15 protein-coding genes are annotated in these 19,558 nt (G+C 67.1%); 4 read left to right on the top strand and 11 right to left on the bottom strand.

Features of this window, described 5'->3' with window-relative positions; all coding sequences use genetic code 11:
- Positions 1-12 precede the first annotated feature (12 nt).
- From EAH73_RS01955 to EAH73_RS01920, 8 genes are all read right to left on the bottom strand, one after another.
- The gene (locus tag EAH73_RS01955) at positions 13-1,695 is read right to left on the bottom strand and encodes an NAD(P)-binding protein (protein WP_240047101.1); all 1,683 of its coding nucleotides are present in this window, start codon (positions 1,693-1,695) and stop codon (positions 13-15) included.
- An 84-nt stretch (positions 1,696-1,779) separates the two neighbouring features.
- The gene (gene glpK, locus EAH73_RS01950) at positions 1,780-3,312 is read right to left on the bottom strand and encodes a glycerol kinase GlpK (protein ID WP_140464683.1); all 1,533 of its coding nucleotides are present in this window, start codon (positions 3,310-3,312) and stop codon (positions 1,780-1,782) included.
- A 99-nt stretch (positions 3,313-3,411) separates the two neighbouring features.
- On the bottom strand, positions 3,412-5,061 hold the full coding sequence (locus EAH73_RS01945; RefSeq protein ID WP_240047100.1) for a glycerol-3-phosphate dehydrogenase/oxidase: 1,650 nt from the start codon (positions 5,059-5,061) through the stop codon (positions 3,412-3,414).
- Positions 5,062-5,082: 21 nt separating this feature from the next.
- Entirely contained in the window at positions 5,083-6,660 is a 1,578-nt protein-coding gene (locus EAH73_RS01940; protein ID WP_140464681.1) for a polyamine aminopropyltransferase, read from the bottom strand.
- A complete protein-coding gene (locus tag EAH73_RS01935) occupies positions 6,653-6,868 on the bottom strand; it encodes a DUF350 domain-containing protein (protein ID WP_140464679.1) in 216 nt (71 codons plus the stop codon). The genes EAH73_RS01940 and EAH73_RS01935 overlap by 8 nt, the downstream gene beginning before the upstream one ends.
- Before the next feature lie 10 nt (positions 6,869-6,878).
- A complete protein-coding gene (locus EAH73_RS01930) occupies positions 6,879-7,079 on the bottom strand; it encodes a hypothetical protein (RefSeq protein ID WP_140464677.1) in 201 nt (66 codons plus the stop codon).
- Positions 7,080-7,120: 41 nt separating this feature from the next.
- On the bottom strand, positions 7,121-8,431 hold the full coding sequence (locus EAH73_RS01925) for a DUF4178 domain-containing protein (protein WP_140464676.1): 1,311 nt from the start codon (positions 8,429-8,431) through the stop codon (positions 7,121-7,123).
- A complete protein-coding gene (locus EAH73_RS01920; protein ID WP_140464674.1) occupies positions 8,428-8,784 on the bottom strand; it encodes an S-adenosylmethionine decarboxylase family protein in 357 nt (118 codons plus the stop codon). Before EAH73_RS01920 ends, EAH73_RS01925 begins: the two co-directional genes overlap by 4 nt.
- A 139-nt stretch (positions 8,785-8,923) precedes the next feature.
- Here EAH73_RS01920 and EAH73_RS01915 point away from each other — a divergent pair, with 139 nt between their 5' ends.
- Positions 8,924-9,349, top strand: a complete 426-nt coding sequence (locus EAH73_RS01915) for a hypothetical protein (RefSeq protein ID WP_140464672.1) — start codon at positions 8,924-8,926, stop codon at positions 9,347-9,349.
- 49 nt (positions 9,350-9,398) lie between these two features.
- Here EAH73_RS01915 and EAH73_RS01910 read toward each other — a convergent pair whose 3' ends face one another.
- Positions 9,399-10,544, bottom strand: coding sequence for an AI-2E family transporter (locus EAH73_RS01910; protein WP_161599419.1), 1,146 nt, complete (start codon positions 10,542-10,544; stop codon positions 9,399-9,401).
- Between the two features lie 219 nt (positions 10,545-10,763).
- Here EAH73_RS01910 and EAH73_RS01905 point away from each other — a divergent pair, with 219 nt between their 5' ends.
- The 3 genes from EAH73_RS01905 to EAH73_RS01895 all read left to right on the top strand — a co-directional run bounded on the left by EAH73_RS01905 (position 10,764) and on the right by EAH73_RS01895 (position 13,439).
- A complete protein-coding gene (locus EAH73_RS01905) occupies positions 10,764-11,666 on the top strand; it encodes a DUF6929 family protein (protein ID WP_140464668.1) in 903 nt (300 codons plus the stop codon).
- Between the two features lie 634 nt (positions 11,667-12,300).
- Positions 12,301-12,645: a hypothetical protein gene (locus tag EAH73_RS01900; protein WP_140464666.1), complete on the top strand. Its 345-nt coding sequence runs from the start codon at positions 12,301-12,303 to the stop codon at positions 12,643-12,645.
- Positions 12,646-12,725: 80 nt separating this feature from the next.
- The gene (locus EAH73_RS01895) at positions 12,726-13,439 is read left to right on the top strand and encodes a GAF domain-containing protein (RefSeq protein WP_140464664.1); all 714 of its coding nucleotides are present in this window, start codon (positions 12,726-12,728) and stop codon (positions 13,437-13,439) included.
- A gap of 84 nt (positions 13,440-13,523) precedes the next feature.
- Here the strand turns inward: EAH73_RS01895 and EAH73_RS01890 are convergent, their stop codons facing one another.
- A complete protein-coding gene (locus tag EAH73_RS01890) occupies positions 13,524-18,056 on the bottom strand; it encodes a cellulose binding domain-containing protein (protein ID WP_140464662.1) in 4,533 nt (1,510 codons plus the stop codon).
- Positions 18,057-18,119: 63 nt separating this feature from the next.
- Positions 18,120-19,454, bottom strand: coding sequence for a DNA/RNA non-specific endonuclease (locus EAH73_RS23535; RefSeq protein WP_240047099.1), 1,335 nt, complete (start codon positions 19,452-19,454; stop codon positions 18,120-18,122).
- Positions 19,455-19,558 lie beyond the last annotated feature (104 nt).

Below are 19,558 nucleotides of genomic sequence, written 5' to 3'. Positions count from 1 at the left end.
GAATAATAAAAGTTAAGCGGCCCCAAGCATCTCCCGCGCGGCCCGAATGCCCTGGTAAAAGGCTTCTTCAAAAATGGAGATGCCGCTGAAATCGGTGTGGGCGAAGAAGATGCGGCCGCGCACCGGCTGCTGGGCGGCGGCTCGCCCGGGGCCCCAGAGTAGGCCGGGCGTGGGGGCCACCATGCCGTGGCCCCACACCCAAAGGTCAGCCCGCTGGAGGTAGGGCGTCACGCCGGGGTGGTAGGTTTCAAGCTCGGCCACCACGCGCGGCAGCCACTGGGCGTAAGAGGTTTGGTAGGCGTGGCGGCGGGCCAGGTCGGGGGCCTCATCGGTAAGGGGCCAGTAGAGGGTGACGACTCTGGGGCCCCCGGTGTCTTGGCTGATGTCCTGCTGGTTGGCGTTGATGTAGCCCAGCGAGGCGCTGCCGTAGCGCACGTTGTCCCAGCTCAGGGGACGGCCGGGGCCCTGGGGCAGGCCGCTCACGGTGAGGTTGGCCACGAGCCAGGGCGCGTGGTGAAACGCGGCGGCCGGCGGCAGCGCGTGGCCCGGCACGGCCGCCAGCAGCCGGCGCGCCACGTGCGCCGGGGTGGCCAGCAGCACGCGCCGGGCCCGCACGCGGGTGCTCTGGCGGGCGGCGGTGTCGTAGGTGAGGACCTCTACGCCGGCGGCGGTTTCGCGCAGGTCGTAGGCCAGAGTGTTGGTTTGCAGTGGGGTAGGGGCCTGGCGGCGCAGGTGCCCGGCCAGGAAGTGGTTGCCCTCGGGCCAGGTCAGCACGTCGCCGCCGGTGGCGTTGTGGGCGCGGCCCTTGCGGCAGGCGAAGTAGTGCAGCCCGGCCCAAGCCGACACCTGCGCGGCGGGGGCTCCGTAGTCGTCGCGGCAGGCGTAGTCAAGGTACCAGCGCAGCGGCGCGGCCGAGTAGCCCTCCTGGCTCAGGTAGTCGGCGAAAGAAATCCGGTCGAGCCGCCGGTAGGTTTCGTCGGCCGAGGAGGCGTCGAGCGGGATGCGGAAGGCGTCGCGCCCGTCGCGGCCCACGGCGGTTTTCAGGCGCTCAATCAGCTGGAAAAACCGCGCCGTTTGCGCCTGCTCCTCGGCCGAAAGGCCCACGGCCGGCACCAGCCCGTCCTGCCAGTGCCCGCTGATGCTAAGGCGCTCGTCGGGCGCGGCGCAGAGGTGGTAGTCGCTGTAAATGGGCAGCCCGCTGGGCGCGTAGCCGGTGAGCGAGCCGGTTTCCTGCAAAAAATCGAGCAGCTCGCGGTTGCGCACGTCGGGCACAGGCAGGTAGTGGGCGCCCCAAGGGTAGGCCGAGGTGGGGTTGTGGCCGGCCGACGCGTTGCCGCCGGCCTGGCCGTCCAGCTCTACCAACAGCGTGTCCGTCAGCCCGTGGCGGTGCAGCCAGCGCCGCGCCGAGAGCCCCGCCACGCCCCCGCCAACGATGAGCACATCAGTGTCAACGGTGCGGGTGGGCGCGGGAATTTTGCCGGGGTCGCGCAGCAGGTGGCCGGCTGCGGCGTTGGGCCCCAGCAGCTGCCCCTGGATGTGCGCCAGGCTGGCCGCGGCCGGTGCGCAGCCCGGCAGCAGGGGCCCCACCAGCGCGGCCCCCGCCAGCGTAGCCCCGCCGCGCACCAGAAACGAGCGGCGGCTAACGTCCATCAGCGCCGGGAAAAGGAGCTTGCGCCAGGGCTTGGAAAGCGGCATGAGTCTGGGGGTTCGCTGTTAATAGTCTTACCATCGATAAGTTAGCTAGTGATGTAGGGCCGGTGGGCTCTGCTGCGAAAGAACTCACGCGGTGGTCGTTTCTTCGGTGGCAGCGGCGGCTTGGGGGCCCTGGGCCCACACTTGCAGGGCGTGCACGGCGCGGTGCCACTCGGCAATGCCGGCGTCGAGGCTGGCGCGGTTGGCCGTGGGCGTGTAGGTGGTGTCGGCCTGGGCCAGGGCCCTGATTTCGGCCACGTCGCGCCAGTAGCCCACGGCCAGGCCGGCCAGGTAGGCCGCGCCGAGGGCGGTGGCCTCGGCCATTGCGGGCCGCACTACCTTGGCGTTCAGCACGTCGGCCTGGAACTGCATTAGCAGCTTGTTCACCGTGGCGCCGCCGTCCACGCGCAGCTCGGCAATGGCCAGGCCCGCGTCGGCTTCCATCGCCCGGAGCACGTCCAGGGTTTGGTAGGCAATGGCTTCGAGGGCGGCGCGGGCCAGGTGGGCGGCCGTGGTGGCCCGCGACACGCCGAAGAGGGTGCCCCGCGCGTGGGCGTCCCAGTACGGGGCCCCCAGCCCGGCGAAGGCCGGCACGAAATACACGCCGCCGGTGCTGCCGACCTGCCGGGCCAGTGGCTCAATGTCGGCCGAGGTTTTGATCAGGCCCAGGCTGTCGCGCAGCCACTGCACCACCGCGCCGGCAATGAAAATGCTGCCTTCCAGGGCGTAGCACACCTGCCCGTCAATCTGCCAGGCAATGGTGGTCAGCAGGTTGTGCTGCGAGGCCCGGGGCGTGGCCCCGATGTTCATCAGCATAAAGCAGCCCGTGCCGTAGGTGCTTTTCACCATGCCCGGCGCGGTGCACTGCTGCCCAAACAGGGCCGCCTGCTGGTCGCCGGCAATGCCGGCAATCGGAATTTTGCTGGCAAAAAGCGTGGTTTTGGTCGTGCCGTACACCTCGCTCGACGGCCGCACCGCCGGCAGCATGGCCCGCGGGATGTCGAACAGGGCCAGCAACTCGTCGTCCCAGGCCAGGGTGTGGATGTTGAACAGCATGGTGCGCGAGGCGTTCGACACGTCCGTGACGTGCAGTTCGCCCTGCGTGAAGTTCCACACCAGCCAGCTGTCCACGGTGCCGAAGGCCAGCTCGCCGGCCGCGGCCTGCTGGCGGGCCCCCGGCACATTGTCCAGAATCCAGCGCACTTTGCTGGCCGAAAAATAGGCGTCGATTACCAGGCCCGTTTTGCTGCGAATCAGGTCTTCGTGGCCGTCGGCGCGCAGTTGGTCGCAGTAGTCGGCCGTGCGCCGGTCTTGCCACACAATGGCGTTGTAGACCGGCTTGCCGGTTTTGCGGTGCCAGACCACCGCCGTTTCGCGCTGGTTGGTGATGCCGATGGCCGCGATGCTCCGGCCGTTCTGGCCGGCCTTCACCGTGGCCTCGGCCGCCACCCCGGCCTGCGTCGACCAGATTTCCAGCGGGTCGTGCTCCACCCAGCCCGGCTGCGGGAAAAACTGGGTAAATTCCTTCTGCGCCTGCGCCACCACCTGCCCCTGCTGGTCGAACAAGATGGCGCGGGAACTGGTCGTGCCCTGGTCGAGGGCGAGGATGTACTGCTGCATGGGCGGCCGGGGTGGGTGGGAGAATGGGCTGGCAATTAACTTGGAAATCAGCGAAAGCGGCCCGCGGCCCGCGCCGCCGGGGCCCCCAGCGCGGGCTGCTTACGCTGGCGCTGGGGGCCCCGGCGCGGCCAGCGGCGGGAGCAAATAGTGCCGGGCCACCTCGCCAAACGCCGCCACTTGCTGCTGCTGCCAGGTGGCGTCGTGGCCCAACTCCTGGGCCAGCAGCGCGGCCACCGCGGGGGCCACGCGCAGGGCCGCTGCCGCGTCGAGAAACAGCACCCGCACCCGGCGGGCCAGCACGTCTTCCACGGTGCGGGCCATTTCGCAGCGCGCCGCCCACACCACTTCGGCTTTCAGGAATTCCAGCGCGTCGTCGAGCTTTTCGCCCAGTGCCGGGTCCTGCGCAATGAGGGCGTGCAGGGCGGGCTGGTCGCTGCCGTACACGTAGAGGTGGCTGCTCCAGTCGGGGGTGGGCAGGGCCCCGTGGATGGCGAGGTGGGCGGTGCGGCTGGCCGCCGCTGGCAGCTGGCCCAGGGCAATGGCCTTGTCCACAGTATCTTGGCCCATGCGGCGGTAGGTCGTCCACTTGCCGCCGGTAATGGTAATCAGGCCCGCCGCCGACACCAGGATTTTGTGGCTGCGCGAGATTTCCTTGGTCTTCGCCGCGCCGTTTTGCGGGGCCGCCAGCGGCCGCAGGCCCGCAAATACGCTCCGCACATCGGCGCGCGTGGGGGCCCGGGCGAGGTAGCGGGCGGCCGTGCGCAGGATGAAATCAATCTCTTCTTCCAGCGCCTGGGGTTCGGCGCTGGGCTCGTCCAGCGGCGTATCGGTGGTGCCCAGCACCACGCGCCCGTGCCAGGGCACGGCGAAGAGCACGCGCCCGTCGTCGGTTTTGGGAATCATCAGCGCGTCGTCGCCCGGCAAAAACGACTTGTCGAGCACGAGGTGCACACCCTGGCTGGGCCGCACTAGTTTGGGGGCCCCGGGCTTGTCCATTTGCAGCACTTCGTCCACGAAAATGCCGGTGGCGTTTACCACTGCTTTGGCGCGCAACTCGTACGACTGGCCGGTTTCGTGGTCGGTGGCGCGCACGCCCGCAATGCGGCCCTGCGCATCCTTCAGCAGGCCGTGCACGCCGAAGTGGTTGAGCGCGGTGCCGCCCAGGTCCACGGCCGTTTGGGCCAGGTTGATGGCCAGGCGGGCGTCGTCAAACTGCCCGTCGTGGTACAGCACGCCGCCTCGCAGCCCGGCGGCGCGCAGGTTGCCGAGCCGCCGCAGCGTTTCGGCCCGGCCCAGGTGCTGCGAGGGCCCCAGGCTCAGTTTGCCGGCCAGCCAGTCGTACAGCGTTAGCCCGATGGTGTAGAACGCGCCTCCCCACCACTCGTAGTTCGGGATGATAAAATCCTGGTTTTTAACGAGGTGGGGCGCGTTTTTCAGGAGCAGCCCGCGCTCGTGCAGCGCCTCCAGCACCAGGCCAACGTCGCCCTGGGCGAGGTAGCGCACGCCGCCGTGCACCAGCTTGGTGCTGCGGCTCGACGTGCCCTTGGCGTAGTCGTCGCGCTCCAGCAGCAGGGTTTTGTAGCCCCGGCTGAGGCCGTCCAGGGCCACGCCCAGGCCCGTGGCCCCGCCGCCAATCACAATCAAATCCCAGACCGGTTGCGCGGCCAATTGGGCCACGAACCGGGCCCGCGCAAAGTCTGCTGCTTTCGTTTGGCTCTCCATGTGGGTGGCAACAAAATCTTCGACCATTTCACCCATTCGGATGGCCGCTTAGTGCACGTAGGGCCCCCAGTCCTCCTCAAAGTAGCGCACCAGCGCCTGGTTGTTCAGCTGGTTAACCTCCGTGGGCACTTCGGCCATGTCGGGCGGGAAGCGCAGCATGTCGTGGATGGTGCCGGCCGTGACGTAGCGCAGGCCCGCCGGCAGGGGCCCCGCGTCGCCGCGCCACTGGGCGTCGGGGCCCGCCAGCACGTAGCCCCACTCGCCAAACGAGGGCACGTAGAGGTGGTACGGCACTACGTGCAGGCCAGCGGCTTGCAGCGTGTGCGCCACGCACCAAAACGATTGCCGCGCCAGGTACGGCGAGGTACTCTGCACCACCAGCCGCCCGCCGGGGGCCAGCCGCTTCGTGAGCGCCGTGTAAAAAGCCGCCGAGTACAGCTTGCCGATGGAGTAGTTCGACGGGTCGGGGAAATCGACAATCACGGCGTCGTAGCGCGCCGTATCTGCCCGCACCCACTGGTAGGCATCGGCGCTGATTACCTGCACCTTGGGGTCGTTCAGGGCCCCCTTATTTAGGGCCAGCAGCAGGGGGCTGTGGCGGAAGAGCTGCGTCATGCCCGGGTCGAGGTCTACCAGGCGGATGCTGGTCAACTGCTTGTACTTGAGCAGCTCGCGCACGGCCAGGCCGTCGCCGCCGCCCAGCACCAGCACGCGGCGGGCGCTGGGTAGGGCCTGCATCAGCGGGTGAACCAGGGCTTCGTGGTAGCGGTACTCGTCGAGGGAGCTGAACTGGAGGTTGCCGTTGAGGAACAGGCGCAGCTCGCGCGGGTTGCGGGTGAGGACGATGCGCTGGTAAGGCGTTGATTTCGAGTAAATCACCTGGTCCTGAAACGCCAGGGTTTCGGTGTGGGCCAGTAGGTCGTTGGCGAAGTAGAACAGTGCCCCCAGCCCCGCCAGGGCCGCCCCGATGCCGCCCGCAAACCGCCGCCGGTAGGGCCGCGTTTCCGCAAAGCGGGCCAATACCACGCTGGCCACCACCAGGTTGAGGGCCCCAAACAGGAGCGAGGTGCGGATGAGCCCCAGGTGCGGCACCAGCACCAGCGGGAAGATGAGCGAGGCCAGCAGGGCCCCCACGTAATCGAAGGTGAACACCCGCGCCACCAGGTCTTTAAACGGAAACCGGTGCTCCAGAATGCGCATCAGCAGCGGGATTTCCAGCCCCACCAGCACGCCCGTGAGGCCCACCAGCGCGTAAAGCAGTAGCCGAAAAGAGGTGACGTACTCAAAGAGCAAAAACAGCAGCGGCGCCATGCACCCGCCCACAATCCCGACTAGAATTTCGAGCCGGATGAACCACTTCAACAGGGGCCCGTCGAGGAACTTCGAGAGCCACGAGCCGATGCCCATCGCAAAGAGGTAGGCCCCGATGATGGTCGAAAACTGCGTCACCGAATCGCCGAGCAGGTACGAGGCCAGCGTGCCGGCAATCAGCTCATAAATCAGCCCGCAGGTGGCAATTACGGCCACCGCCACCAGCAGCAGGCCGGGCAGGCGGGCGTCGGCCGCCGGAGCCCCCGCGTCGGTTACCGGGGCCCCCAGCGCGGGCTCGTCCAGCAGCTCAGCCATGCACGGCGCCGTTGATGATGAGGGCCACGGAGAGCATAAATGCCGCGCCCAAAATGGCCAGGGCCGTGTTCTGGTCTTCCAGGATTTCTTTGCGCAACGTGCCCGGCGTCAGCTTATCGAACAGGAAAAAGCTGACCACCAGAATGGCGATGCCCACCACGGAGTAAATGACGGAAGCCAGCAGCGGATGGTATTGGATGAGGTTCATGGCCAAAAGGTTACTTGTGGAAATACAGGCCGTGGCCCGCCGAGCCGTGGCTGCCGCGGGTGCCCGGGGCCCCCAGGGTTTCGGTGCTCTCGTTGTCGTCGCCGAGCAGGCGCGTGCCGGTATTGGTGCCCCACACAAACCAGCCCAGCGGCAAAAGCAGCAGCAGCGCGTAGTAGCGCACGGGGCGCAAATCGGATAAGAAATCGAACAAAGCGGGAGGGTTGTGAAGGCTAAAAAAGGGTGTGGTAATGCTCAGCTGTCGGTTTTTGGCGCGTAGTCGCTTTCGTCCCAGCGGCGGGTTTCGTAATTGGAGCTGCGCCACAGCTGGAAGGCTGGGAACGCTAGAATCAGGGCCAGCAGCGTCAGGAAATTCGACCACAGCGGCGGGTCGGCCGTCACGGTCACCGCAATATCAGGGGCGGCGGGGCCGGCCTCGCTGAAGGGATAGAAGTTGAGGTGGTAGCGCCCGGCTGGCACCCGCGAGAGCACCGCGTCGGCGTTGCGGCTGCCCTCGCTCCAGCTTTCGCCACCTTCCACGCCATTGTAAAATTCAATGTTTTTGGTGAACTCGAAGCCCTGGCCGGTCTGCTCGTTCACCAGGCTCACGGGCAGCTCCAGCCATTGGTTGTTGACGGTGGTGGTAAGGTCAATTTCCAGGGGGCCCTGCTGGCCGACGGTGAACGACGGCGACACGATGACCTTGCCGGTGCCCGGCGTACCGCTCGCGTCGGCCACCACGTGCAGAGTATCGGTGAACAGAATTTTGCTGGAGCGCTTGACGCCGAACTGCACGATGCACAGCGCAATCAGCGCCAGCAGCGTGAGGTTGCGCAGCCCCGGCCACATGGCATCGGTGGGGTCGGGCTGCACGGCGCCTACGCCCATGCGCGCCGGCACGACGACCTTATCGCGCCCAAAGGCCTCGACTACGGCGGCGGGCTCCAGGTGCTCGGCGTGGTACCACTTGCTGCCCGCTTTGGATTTTTCCTGCACCAGCATGATTGGCGGGCAAATGAATTCGGCGACCTTGAGTTGGTCGTCGCCCTCAATATCCCAGTCGAACTCGCCTTCCGCGTAGCAAATGCGTGCTTGGTAGCGGTTATAAAGCTTGTACTGCGCCCCCGGCTGCGACACATAGGCTGCGCGGGTGCTGGCGGCCTGCACATCGTAGTTACGCTTAGCCGGTTGAATTATCATCCAGTGCCCATTAAATTGGGAAAGCTGCACGCAGTCGCCGGTGGCCGGCCTGAAAATTTGGTACTCTACCCACTCGTAGTGCGGGGTTTTGGCCTCGGCGCGGCGCACGTAGCCCACCACCCGGCAGGCCTGCCCGGCCAAGGTGCCCGGGGTGCCCACGGGCAGCACCCCCAGGTCGTTGGGTACTTCGCGGTACTTGCCAAATAGCTTCGGAGGCCCCTCGCCGTGGTACCGGAAGTAGCTGTGGCAGTGTGGACAAGCGTAGTATTCGCTGCCCGCCACGTCGTAGTACGTGATGCTTTGCTGGCAACTGGGGCAGGTGAGCTGGGCCGATGGCGCGGCGCTGGGTTGGGCAGGCGCGCTCATCGGCACACCTCGGTTTTGGCCTGCTCGGTGCCTTCAAAAAAGGCCAACGTAGCCGCGTAAATCCCGCGCACCGTAGCCGAGTTGTCGCGCCGGAAGTTCGACAAAAACACGTCGAACGTGGCCAGGCCATGCTCGGGCCAGGTGTGCAGGCTCAGGTGCGATTCAGTGAGGGCCAGCACGGCCGTGAAGCCGCCATCGGCCGGAAAGGCGTGGTAGGTTTCGCCCACCTTCTCCAGCCCGAAGCGCCGGATCTGTTCGTCGAAAAATGCGCGGCAGGCCCCCGCATCGCGTAGGGCCGGGGCGGGGGCCTCGAAGGTGGCCAGAATGTGCAGGCCGGGCAGGTAGGCGGGCATGAGCAAAAGAAGGCGGGGTTGCGGCCCGCAAGATAGGGGCGGCCGCGGCGCTTCATGCAAGCTCCATTTGGTAATGCGCATACGGGGCCCCTATCTTTAACCCATTCCACGTTTATATTACATTAGGGCCTCCTGTATTATGCTTTCATTACTGTTAGAACAAGAAATATTATCATTTGCTAGCACTGCGGGCCAGCTCTACTACCACCCCGCGGGCCACGTGCGCCTGGCCTGGGCCCCCGGCCGCGTGCCCCTCGACGTGGTGCAGGCGTACTACGAAAAGGTGCTGTCCACGCTGCTCACCACCGGGGCCCGCAAAATCCTGTCCGACCACGGGCAGCGCGCCCCGCTGCTGCCCGCAGCCCAGCAGTGGCTCACCCAAAACTGGATTCCGCGGGCCATGGCGCAGGCCCGCACCCGCCACTGCGCCATCGTGGAGGGTGCCGACCCGGTGCACCGCCTCTCCACCGAATCAGTGGTGACGTCTGCTCCCAAAGATTTTGTGTTCAAGCGGTTCGGTAGTGCGGCGGGCGGCGAGGCGTGGCTGACTAGCCTGGTTCTGTGAGCCGCCAAGCGGCCAGTTAGCGGCTGGCTTGGGCGGCTGGCCGCGGTGGCTACTGCCCGGGCGCGGCTATCGGGCGGGCTGCGGTGTTGCGCAGCAGCGGCCGCCGCCGCGGGGCGGTGCCTTCGGCGGCGGGTTTTTCGGTGGCTTCCTCGTCGCCGAGCAGCAGGCCCCAGGGCCGGAGCGACTCGATGCGGTCGAAGATAATTTTCAGGATGGCGATGACCGGCAGGGCCAGAAACATGCCCGCCACCCCGCCCACGGCGTTGCCCACCAGTACCCCCACGATGGCCACCAGGGCGTTGACCTTGATTTTGGACGCCACGATGCGCGGGATAAGAAAGTGGTTATCAATGAACTGAATGACCACGTACACCGCCACCACGCCCGCCGGGTAGCCCAGGCCATCCTTCGTAACGAAGGCCATGAGCACCGGCAGTGCAATGGCCGCCAGCCCGCCCACGTACGGGATGAAGTTGAGCAAGGCCCCCAGCACGCCCAGCAGCAGCGCGTAGGGGATGCCCAGCGCCAGCAGGGCCCCCACGTTGAGCACGGCCACGATGCTGCCCTCGATGAGCAGGCCAATCATGTAGCTTTGGATGGCGGCCTTGCTCTCGTGCAGCACTTCGTCCACGCCCGTGCCTGGCTGCCGCCCGGCAAATACTTGGGTGAGGAACGTAACCAGCCGCTTCTGGTACAGGAACAATAAAAAGATGTACACCGGTAGCAGCGTGGCCGCCACCAGCAGCCCCGATACAGCCGTGAGCGTGCCCCCGGCCAGGCCCGCCGCCCGGCTGCCCGCTTCGTTGAGGTAGCCCATCAGCTTTTGGTTGGTGATGCCGAAGCGCGCGTTTAGCCACTGCTCTACCACCTGGGCCGTGTGGAAAAACTTGGTTTTGAACATTGGCAGCTGTCCCGATAATTGCGTGGCCTCCAAGTAGATGAAGTAGAGCAGTGCCAGCAGCGCCGCCACGCCTAGCACCACCGTGAGGGCAATGGCCAGCAGCGGGGGCACCTTGCGCCGCAGCAGCCATTGCTCGACGGGGTGCAGCATGATGGCAAAAATGGCGGCGAAAAAGATCGGGAAAATAAGGTCCGAAGCAATGTGCAGCGTGAACACCACCAAGGCCAGGCCCAGGAGCACCAGCGGCGCTTTCACATAAAGCGGAAATTGTAGTTCTTGGGGGGCGTCGGGCATGGCGCGGCGGAAACCAGTGGGGAATGCGCGCATCTACGGATGCCCGCAGAAAGAGTCTGAAAATGAAGTTATTATGAAGTAAGCCCAGTTGCCTTGCGGCTGCTTGGGGCCCCGTAGCCGCGGCCGGCCGGGCCGCCATGGCCTAAGTTTGGTGCCGCTAGTGGCCCGGGGCCCCAGCGCTACTTTTCGCCCTTTTCCGCCCCGCCGGGGCCCCGCTGCATGACGGCCGTCCTCCTCTCCGAAACCGCCTTGCCCGGCCTGCCCTCTGCCTCGGGGGTAGAATTGGTGGGCCCCACGGCCTACGTCATCGCCGACGACGCCCCGTTTCTCTACGCCCTCGACGCAGCCACGCTGGCCCCCACGGGCCGGGTGCAGCTCTTCGAAACCACGGCTGTGGTGGGCGGCCGCTGGCCCAAGGCCACCAAGCCCGACCTGGAAGCCCTCACGGCCTGCGCCTGGCCCGGGCGCGGCGTGGGGCTGCTGCTGCTGGGCTCGGGTAGCGGCCCGCAGCGGCGGCGGGGCTGCTGGGTGCCGCTGCTGCCCACGCCCGGTTTTGCCCTGGCCCAGCAGCCCCAACCCCTCGACCTGACCGCCCTATACGCCGCCGCCCAGGCTGCGCTGCCGGCCGGCGCGCCCCTCAACATCGAGGCCGCCGCGGCCACTAGCACTGAGCTGCTGCTGTTGCAGCGCGGGGTGGGCGCGGGCGCGGCGGCGGCGGTGTTGCGGCTGCCGCTGGCCGCCGCGCTGGCCCACCTGGCCGGCCAGGGGCCCCCGCCGCGCCCCGTGGCGCAAGCGTTTCAATTGCCATTGATCGGTGGCAGCCCGGCGGGGTTTTCCGGCGCCACGTTCGCGGGGGGGCGTTTGTGGGTGGCGGCGTCGGTAGAAAACACCGCGGACCCCGTGCTCGACGGTGAGGTGCTGGGCTCGTTCGTGGGCGTAATCGATTTAGCGGCGGGCACGGCCGAATTTGCCCGCCTTGCTTGGGCCGACGGCCGCGCCTACCGCGGCAAGGTGGAAGGCCTGGCCCTACGGCCGCGCCAACCCGGCGCGCCCCAAGAGCTATTGCTCGTCACCGACGACGACCGCGGCGGCAGCACGGCCTTGGTGGCGACGGTGGCGTGACCCACCGGGCCCATGCGCAGCCCCGCAGCCCCCCGCGACACCGGGGCCGCGGGGGGGCCGGCCGCCGCGCGCTGGACCGCGCTGGCGCTGCACTTTTCTAAGACCGTTCGTTAGTCGCTGTGGCGCGGCGGCCGCCGCCGGTGCTGCTTCACCCAGCCGCGTCTGGCCAAGCTTTAATGCCTTCCAGGGCGTAGGACCTAATAAAGATAAAATATAGAGAAAACAGTTTCGAAAAAACAAGTGCGGGCAAAGGAGTAAAAAACAATCCGAAGGCAGGCAAATATTTATAAGTTTTTTGGGACGGGTAGTCAGAAGATTCGGCTCGTGGCGCTGGTAGCCGCCGGAGCCCCGGTTCGACGCGGGCACGAGCGTCGGCCGCTAGTTTTAAATATGATTAACTAACAAGCAGTTAATAACTTACACCATCTTACACTGATGAGCCACCGGCTGGCTGGCCATGGTGCTTGGTGCGTACTGGCGGGGCGTGGGGTGGGACCAGTGCGGGGGGAACCCGGGTTTTGGGCGCACTGGGGTCCCCCGGGCTGCCACCCCGGGGAGCGCGAAACAGGGGGGAAGGGCTGCATATTGCGGTAAATCCCGTGCGTTCGAAACCACGATTTGTTGACTTGCTCCGATGAAAATCCTGCTGATTTTCCTGCTGTGCAGCGCCCTTATAAGCTACTACATCTACTGGCGCGAATGGGCCCCGGTGCCGCCCCTGGTGGCCAAGCGCGTGGCCGAAAAACCGGTTCCGGTGGTTACCGCTGGGCCCCGCAATCTCGACAACCCGTGCTACTACCTGGTGGCCGACGACGGCAGCTACGCGGAGGTGGGCCCTACCGCATTTACCCGTACCGAAATAGGTGACCAGTACGCATCGCGGGAGTGGCGGGGCGGCCCCGCAGCCAGCCAAGGGCCAGGGCCTCACCGCCCGCGGAAGCACCTGCCAAGTGTTGATCAAGAGTCCGATGCGATTTAAAAGTTTGTGAAAAATATATATAATTTAATAGCTTTACATATGGTAGCTCTGGCCGCCAACCGCCCTTCTCCGCATTCGCTATGATACCAACTCCCGCCGCGCTCCTGCCTCCCGAAGACGCCGAACGCCTGCGTACCCTGCGTCACTACGACATCGTGCACACGCTGCACGAGTCGGTGTTCGACGAGTTTGTGGCCCTGACGGCGCGTATTTTCAGCTTGCCCATTTCCCTCATTGCCCTCGTCGACGAAAATGAGGTGTACTACCACGCCAGCTACGGCTTGCCGGGCCTGCTCTCGCAGCCGCGCGTCGAAGCCATTTGTTCGCTGGTGGTGCGCGAGAACAAAGCCGTGGTGCTCACCGACCTCACCAATGATGATGCTCTGCGCCTGACCGCCGCGGCTGACGCCGCGGCCCGGGACAAAGGCCTGCGGTTTTACGCGGGGGCCCCGCTACGCATGCCCGACCAGCGTAACATTGGCACGCTGTGCGTCATCGACCGCACCCCCCGCACCTTCAGCGCCGACGAGCAGCAGATTCTCGACCAGGTGGCCCAGCTGGTGGGCCAAACCATCGCCGTGCGTCACTACTGCCTCACGGGCAAGGGCTTGGGTGAGCCGCGCTGGCAGGCCGTGCGCAGCCAAGTGGTAGAAGAGCTCGTCGCCCTGGGGGCCCTGGTACGCTACCTCCTCGCCCGCTACAGCGCCCAAATTCCGGTGCCCGATGCCGTGCTCGAACCCGTGGCGCGGCGCTTGAATGACCTGCGCCGGGTGCTGGCCGAGTACCAGCAATAAGGGCGGCCGCGCCGAAAATTAAAAAGCCGGGCTCCAGTTGGGGCCCGGCTTTTTTGGTAGCCAATGCGGTAGCGGCCGTGCGGCTTATTGCTTGATTAGCTTAAGGGTTTGCACGGTGCTGCCGGTGCGGAGGCGGGCCAGGTAGAGGCCCGGGGCCAGGCCGGCGGCCTGCCAGGTGGTGCGCACCAGTTCGCCAGCCGCGGCCTGGCCAGCGGCTAGGTGCTGCACCAGGCGGCCGGTTCCGTCATACACATCAAGCTGGTAAGCAGCGTCTTTTGCTAGGGCAAAGGCGAGCGTGGTGCTGCCCGTGAACGGGTTGGGGTAGCTGCGCACAGCTTGCGCCACTGCAAGAACTTCGGGCGCCTCAGCAGCGGTTTGGGGGCCCCGGTTGGCCAGGGCGGCGTTGGCACCGGCGGCCCCGGCCGGCTCTTGGGCGTACACGAGGCGGCCCTGCTGGTAAACCGTCATGTGGTCGTTGGCGGCAAACTGGAGGCTGAACGGCAAGTAAGAGAAGTCGTTGGCTTGGTCGAAGAACGACCAGTCGTCCTTGTAGAGGCGGTACTGCACGTTGCCGGTGGTGCTGAGCGGCGCGAGGCTTCCCAGGGCCGGGTTGAACCGGATTTCGGCGTACGTTTCGGTGCCGGACGTACCAAAGGTGACTTTCACGTTGCTGCTGCCCAGCACGGCGTAGTCCACGGACGACTTCAGCGCCGCAGCGCTTTCCGGGGTGAACCAGTAACGCACGGCCAGGTCCTGGTAGGGCACGGGCTGGTTGCCAGTGTTTTGCAGCTGGAGGTAGGTGCTGATGGTCTGGGTCGAGCGCACCGTAGTCTGGGTTTGTGACAACACTTGCAGGCTCGTGACGGGGGCCACTGGCGCTGGCTCCACCCCGCCAATCAGCACGCCGTTGCGGTACACGGTCAGGTGGTCGTTCGGGGCGTAGGCGCGGCTGTAGGTGTACGAGTAGTCGTCCGTCTGATCAAAGCGCGTGCGGGTTTCCTTGTAGATGCGCGAGCGAATCTGGCCAGAATTACCCCCGGCGGGCAGGCTGTTGGGCGAGGTGAAGCTGTACTCCACGTAGCCGAAGGCGCCCTGCACGGGCTGGGCCAGCGGCACATAGCGCATTTGCACGTCGCTGGTGCCGAGCTGGGCGTAGTCCACCGAGGTCAAAATGGGGGCGAAGTCCTCCGGCGTCAGCCAGTAGCGCACGGTCAGCTCCTGGTACGGGATGGCCTCGGGGCCGTTGTTCACCAGGTCCAGGTTGGGCCGCACGGTGTCGTCGTTGGGCAGGTAGTCGGCGTTTTGGTGCAGCACGGTCACCACCATCGGGCTCTGCACCGTCACGGAGAAGGGCAGCGACGCGGTGCCGCAGTCGTTGGTGGCCGTGGCCGTGACCACCGTGGTGCCCAGCGCGAACACGTAGGGCGACGTGATGGCCGTGGCCGTGCCGTTCACCAGAATCGAGTAGGTGAGCACCGGCGCGCCCGTGGCCGTGGCCGCGAAGGCCACCGAAGCGCCGCGCAAGCCGGCCTGGGCCGTGGCCACCGGCACCACCGGCGCCGTGATGACTGGGGCCGTGCAAGCAGGGCCCCCGCGCACCACCTGGTACGAAGTGCCCACGCGCAGGCCGTCTACCACCAGGTTGGGCGAGTTGGCACCCTGGCGCAGGGCCACCGTGCCGATGTTGGCTGGCGAGGTGCTGGCGGCTTCGGCCGCGCTCACGTCGGCCGTAGCCGGCTCGGCCGTGGCCGACGGGTTGACGAAGAGCTGGGCCAAGTTGCCGGTTTCGTCGAAGGTGTACTTCACCACCAGCAGGTAGGTCGTGTTCAGTTCGTAGTCGGTGGTACCGTAGGTAGCCGCGGCGCTGCCGCTGATGCCGAACTGCACCTTGCCGGTGGCGGCATTGCGGCGCACAAACACCCGGCTGCGGAAGTTGGTGCTCAGCGGCGCGGGGCCCAGGTGGAAGTAGTAGTCGCCGGCCGTGGTGGCGCTGGCCACGTTCACGAGGTACGACGCGTACACCGGCGTACGGGGCGCCACGGGCGCAAAGCCGCGGCTCACGTCCTCGCCGCTGGCCACGATGGCTGCCGCGTTGCCGATGCCGCTGGCGCCGTAGCCGGCGTAGCTCAAGCCGGGGGCCACCGTGGCCACGGCGTTGGTGCCGGCGCCGCTGTGGGCCGTCCAGTCGTTGTCCGTGAGTAGGGCCCCGGCGGGGTAGGCAAAGTTCTCTTCGAGCAGCAGCGCGGCCGAGGCGGCCGTCGTGGCCTGCGTCAGCGTACCGGGCGTGGCCGTGCGGTAGTTCTCAGCGAAGGGCGTGCCGTTGTCGTTGTACTCAAATACGGCGAACGTGTAGGTGTTGCCGGCCCGCAGGCCGGTCACGGTCACGCCACTGCCGGTGCCGCTGTACACCACGTAGTTGCCGGTGCCAATTTGGGCCCCGGCGCCAAAGGCAGGGTCGGCGGTGTAAGTCGTGGCATCCACGGGGGCCGCGTCCACGGCGGTGGTGAGGTGGGCCAGGATGAGGCGCTTGGCGCCGTTGCCGCCCGCTACAGTCAGTTGCAGCGAGTTGCTGGTCACGGCGCTGGCCGTGAGGGTGGCCGAAGCCGTGGGCTCGGCAGCCAGCGGGATGGTGGCCGTGGTGAAGGTCAGTTCGTCGCCGTAGGCGGTGCCCGCGGCGTTGGTGGCGTAGGCCCGCACGAAGTAGGCGGTGCCGGGCAGCAGGCCGGTGAGGGCGCTGGCGAACGTACCGGAGCCCGCGCCGTCGGTGGTTTTAGTGGCCGTTAGGGTAGGGTTGGCGGTTTTGCTCCACACCACGCCCCGGGCCGTTACAGCGCTGCCGCCGTCGGCGTCCACGGTGCCGCCGGCCGTGGCAGTGGTGGGCGCGAGGGCCGTCACGGCCACGCTACTCACCGAGGCCGGGTACACCGGCGCCACGCCGGTACCGCTTGCAGCCACGGCCAGCGCCGGCACGCCGGGGCCCTGCACCGTGAGGCTGGCCGCGTAGGCCTGCGCCGCCGTGGGCACGAAGCGCACGTCTACGGTGGCGTTCACTGCGCCGTCCACGGGCGCTACTTGAATGGCGCAGCAGGCAAAAGCCTGGGCCCCCACGCGGATTTCAAAACCGGGCGCGGGCGTCACCGTCACCGGGCCGGTGAGGTTGGCGCCGCTCAGGGTGAAGCTTTTCGAGGCGCTGGCCGCGCCGCTGGCGGTGCTGCCGAAGTCCGCCAGCGTAGCCAGCGAGGCCGTCAGCGTGGGTTTTGTGACCACCACCGGGGCCGTCACGGTTACCGCCACGGGGGCGCTCAGGCCCACCACCGCCCCGCAGGCCGAAGTGGCCTGGGCCACCACGTAGTAGGTGCCCGCCGCTGGGAAATCGGCACCGTTAACTTGGTAAGTGGCGCTCGTGGCGCCCGCCAGCGCCGTGGCGTAGGGCCCCGCCGCCGCCGTGCCGTAGTACCAGGCAAAGGCTGAGGGGGCCCCAGCAGTGACCGTGAGGGCCGTGCCCGTGCCAGTGGTCGTTACCGACTGGCTGGTCGTGGGCGTCACCGCCACGGGGTTGGTGGCCGGGGCCAGGTTGATGGTCAGGTTCTGGCCGTTGTCGGTGCCGAAGGTGAGCGGCGCATCGCTTACCACCCGGACGCGGTAGCCGCTGCCGCTCGGCGTGCCCGCCGGCAAAGTGGCCGCGAGGGGCGAAGCGGTGCCGCTGCCAATGATGCCCTCCGTGGCATTCGCCGGAAACACGCCCGCCGCGCTCGAAAGCTGCGCTTTAAACGTGGTGCCCGCCGCAAAGCCCGTGGCAGCATACGCCACCGCAAAGCTGGCGCTGCCGGCGCTGGTGGTCAGGCAATACGGGCTGCCGTAGGCCGCCGTACCGGTGGCGATGCTGGCCGTGGGCGTGCCGGTCCCGGTGCCCAGCGTGGGCGTCAGCACGAGGTTGTCGAGGGCGAGGCCCTGGCCGTTGGTGCTGCCGCCGCTGCCCACATCGCTCCAGCGCAGGTAGTAGGTGGCGTCGGCGGCCAGGTTGAGGCCGGTGAGGGCCACCTGCTTGGTGGTGCTCAGCGGTGGGTAGGAGTAAACGGTGTTGTTGGCGTCGGCGGGGAAGTTCTGGTCGCCGGCTGGCTGGGCGGTCCACGTCACCCCGTCGGTGCTCACGTAAAATTTCCAGTCGTAGGCCCGGCTACCCGAGCGGTACTTCTCGATGTCGAACTGCACGGCCAGGTCCTGCACCACCGCGCCCGAGGTGTTTTGCACCGCCAGCATAATGTGGCGCGGCGAGGTGTAGGAGCCGCTGTTCAGAAAGCCCAGGGCCCTATCGGCCGAGCCGGCGGCGGCCCCGAAGTTGTAGGTGCCGCCCGCGGTGAAGTTGTTGCCCGTGGTGGCCACGGTCGTGGCCGCGTAGTTGGCGGCGCTGCCGTAGGTCGGCACGGCCTCGGCCGAAAGGCGGAAGCCAGTGGGCACCGCGGCCGCGGCGGCCGTGCCCAGCCCGTCGAAGGTTTCGGTAACCGGGGCGGCGCTGGGCAGCAGCGCTTGGGCCCCGGCGGCCAGGGGCAGCGCGCCGGCCGCAGCCAGCGCCAACCCCCGGCGCAGGCCGCGCAAAAATTTAGAAGTCAATAACATAGAAAGGCGGCGTAACCGCGAGAAAGCCAGAAGAAAGAAAGAAACAGGGGCCCCAGGGCCGGCTTAGCTTACCGGGCCGGCGTCAATTTTTGCCTCCACGGCGGCCTGCACTTCCACCGGCAGGTTGGAGAGCAAGTCCAGGCCGGTGGCGGCCTCGATGGCGTCCACGGTGGTGCGGTACACACCCCAGTCCGTGTTGATGGAGTTGACGTTGGGCGTGTCGATGGCGATGATGCGGGTGCCGGCGTTCACGCGGGCCACGTCGTTGTCGCCCACCGGCAGAATCACCACCACCTTCCAGCAGCGGCTGGGCACGGTTACGCGGCCTTGGTCAAGGGTCGTGGTGAGGCCCCCGGCCGAGCCGGTGCCGCCCACCCCGTACGAGCCGCAGACGATGTACACCTCGTTGCCGCCGGCCAAGAACGAGCGGGTGTAGTTCTCCAGGTTGGCCCAGGTTTGCTGGTTGTTCTGGGGGGCCTGGGGCATCATGTTGGTCATGAGGAACGTGGCCGAATTGTTCTCCACGCTCGACGTGCGGTCGGCCGAGGGGCAGTTATGGCCGCGGTCGAAGCCCGAGCCCGAGTAGCTGAACTCCGTGACGTGGTACCACTCATCAGGGAGCGTGGGATCGGCCCGGAAGTTGTCCTGCCGGTCGATGCCGCCGCGGTCCGACAAGTCCAGGTGCCAGCTCACCCAGTTGGGCTTGCCCCGGTCGCGGCTGTACGATACGGCGTACTGCGGCTTGAGCAGCAAGTAGTTGTTGGGCATCGACACGTCTGTTTGGGCCCCGCTCGGGTTGCCCAGGGCCAGGTTGCTGTTGTCGGCAGCGGGTGGGGCCACGCCGAAGTCCGTGGCGGTAAAGTCGTCGATGTCGAGCCGCGCCCGGCCCCCGGAAGTCTTGCGAATCTCAAACTTGACGGGCCCCGGGATATTCACCACGAACGACGCCGCCTGCAACACGGGCGAGGTGGTGAGCACCGTGGCGCCCACCTTCGTCCACTTGGTGCAGTCGCAGCCCTGCGACTGGGCCCACAGCTCCCAGCTGCTGCTACCGTCGGTGCCGTAGGTGGCGTGCTGCACCGTTACGGTGGCCGCGCCGTCGGGCAGGTAGAAGTTCATCGTGAGCGTGCCCGTCTGCTGCAAGCGCACGGCCTGGGCCCCGTTCTTGTGGTCGGCGGCGTCGGTGCCCACCAGGGCATCGGCCAGCGTCCAGCTGCCGGTGGCAAACGCCACGGTGCCGGTGGGGTAGTCCGGCTTGGTGCCGGTTTCGAAGGTTTCCGGAGCCACGGCGGCCGCGCGCAGCGGGGCCAGCGGCTGGCGCGCCACGCGCGCCGGCCCAGTGAAGCCCATCAGGCAGAGCAGCAGGGGCCCCCCGAGGCGTAGTAAGTGTTGTTTCATTCAGGCAAACAGAGAAGTGAACCTGGGCCCCCGCCCCGGCTTTCGCCAGCAGGCATGGTTATCCCAATATTTGCTAGCAAATTTATGCCCTGAATGTTAGGAGA

Source organism: Hymenobacter nivis (assembly GCF_006439025.1).
Taxonomy (GTDB): Bacteria; Bacteroidota; Bacteroidia; order Cytophagales; family Hymenobacteraceae; genus Hymenobacter; species Hymenobacter nivis_A.
Note: the sequence above shows the minus strand (reverse complement) of the source record. Positions and strands in the feature narration are given on the sequence as shown.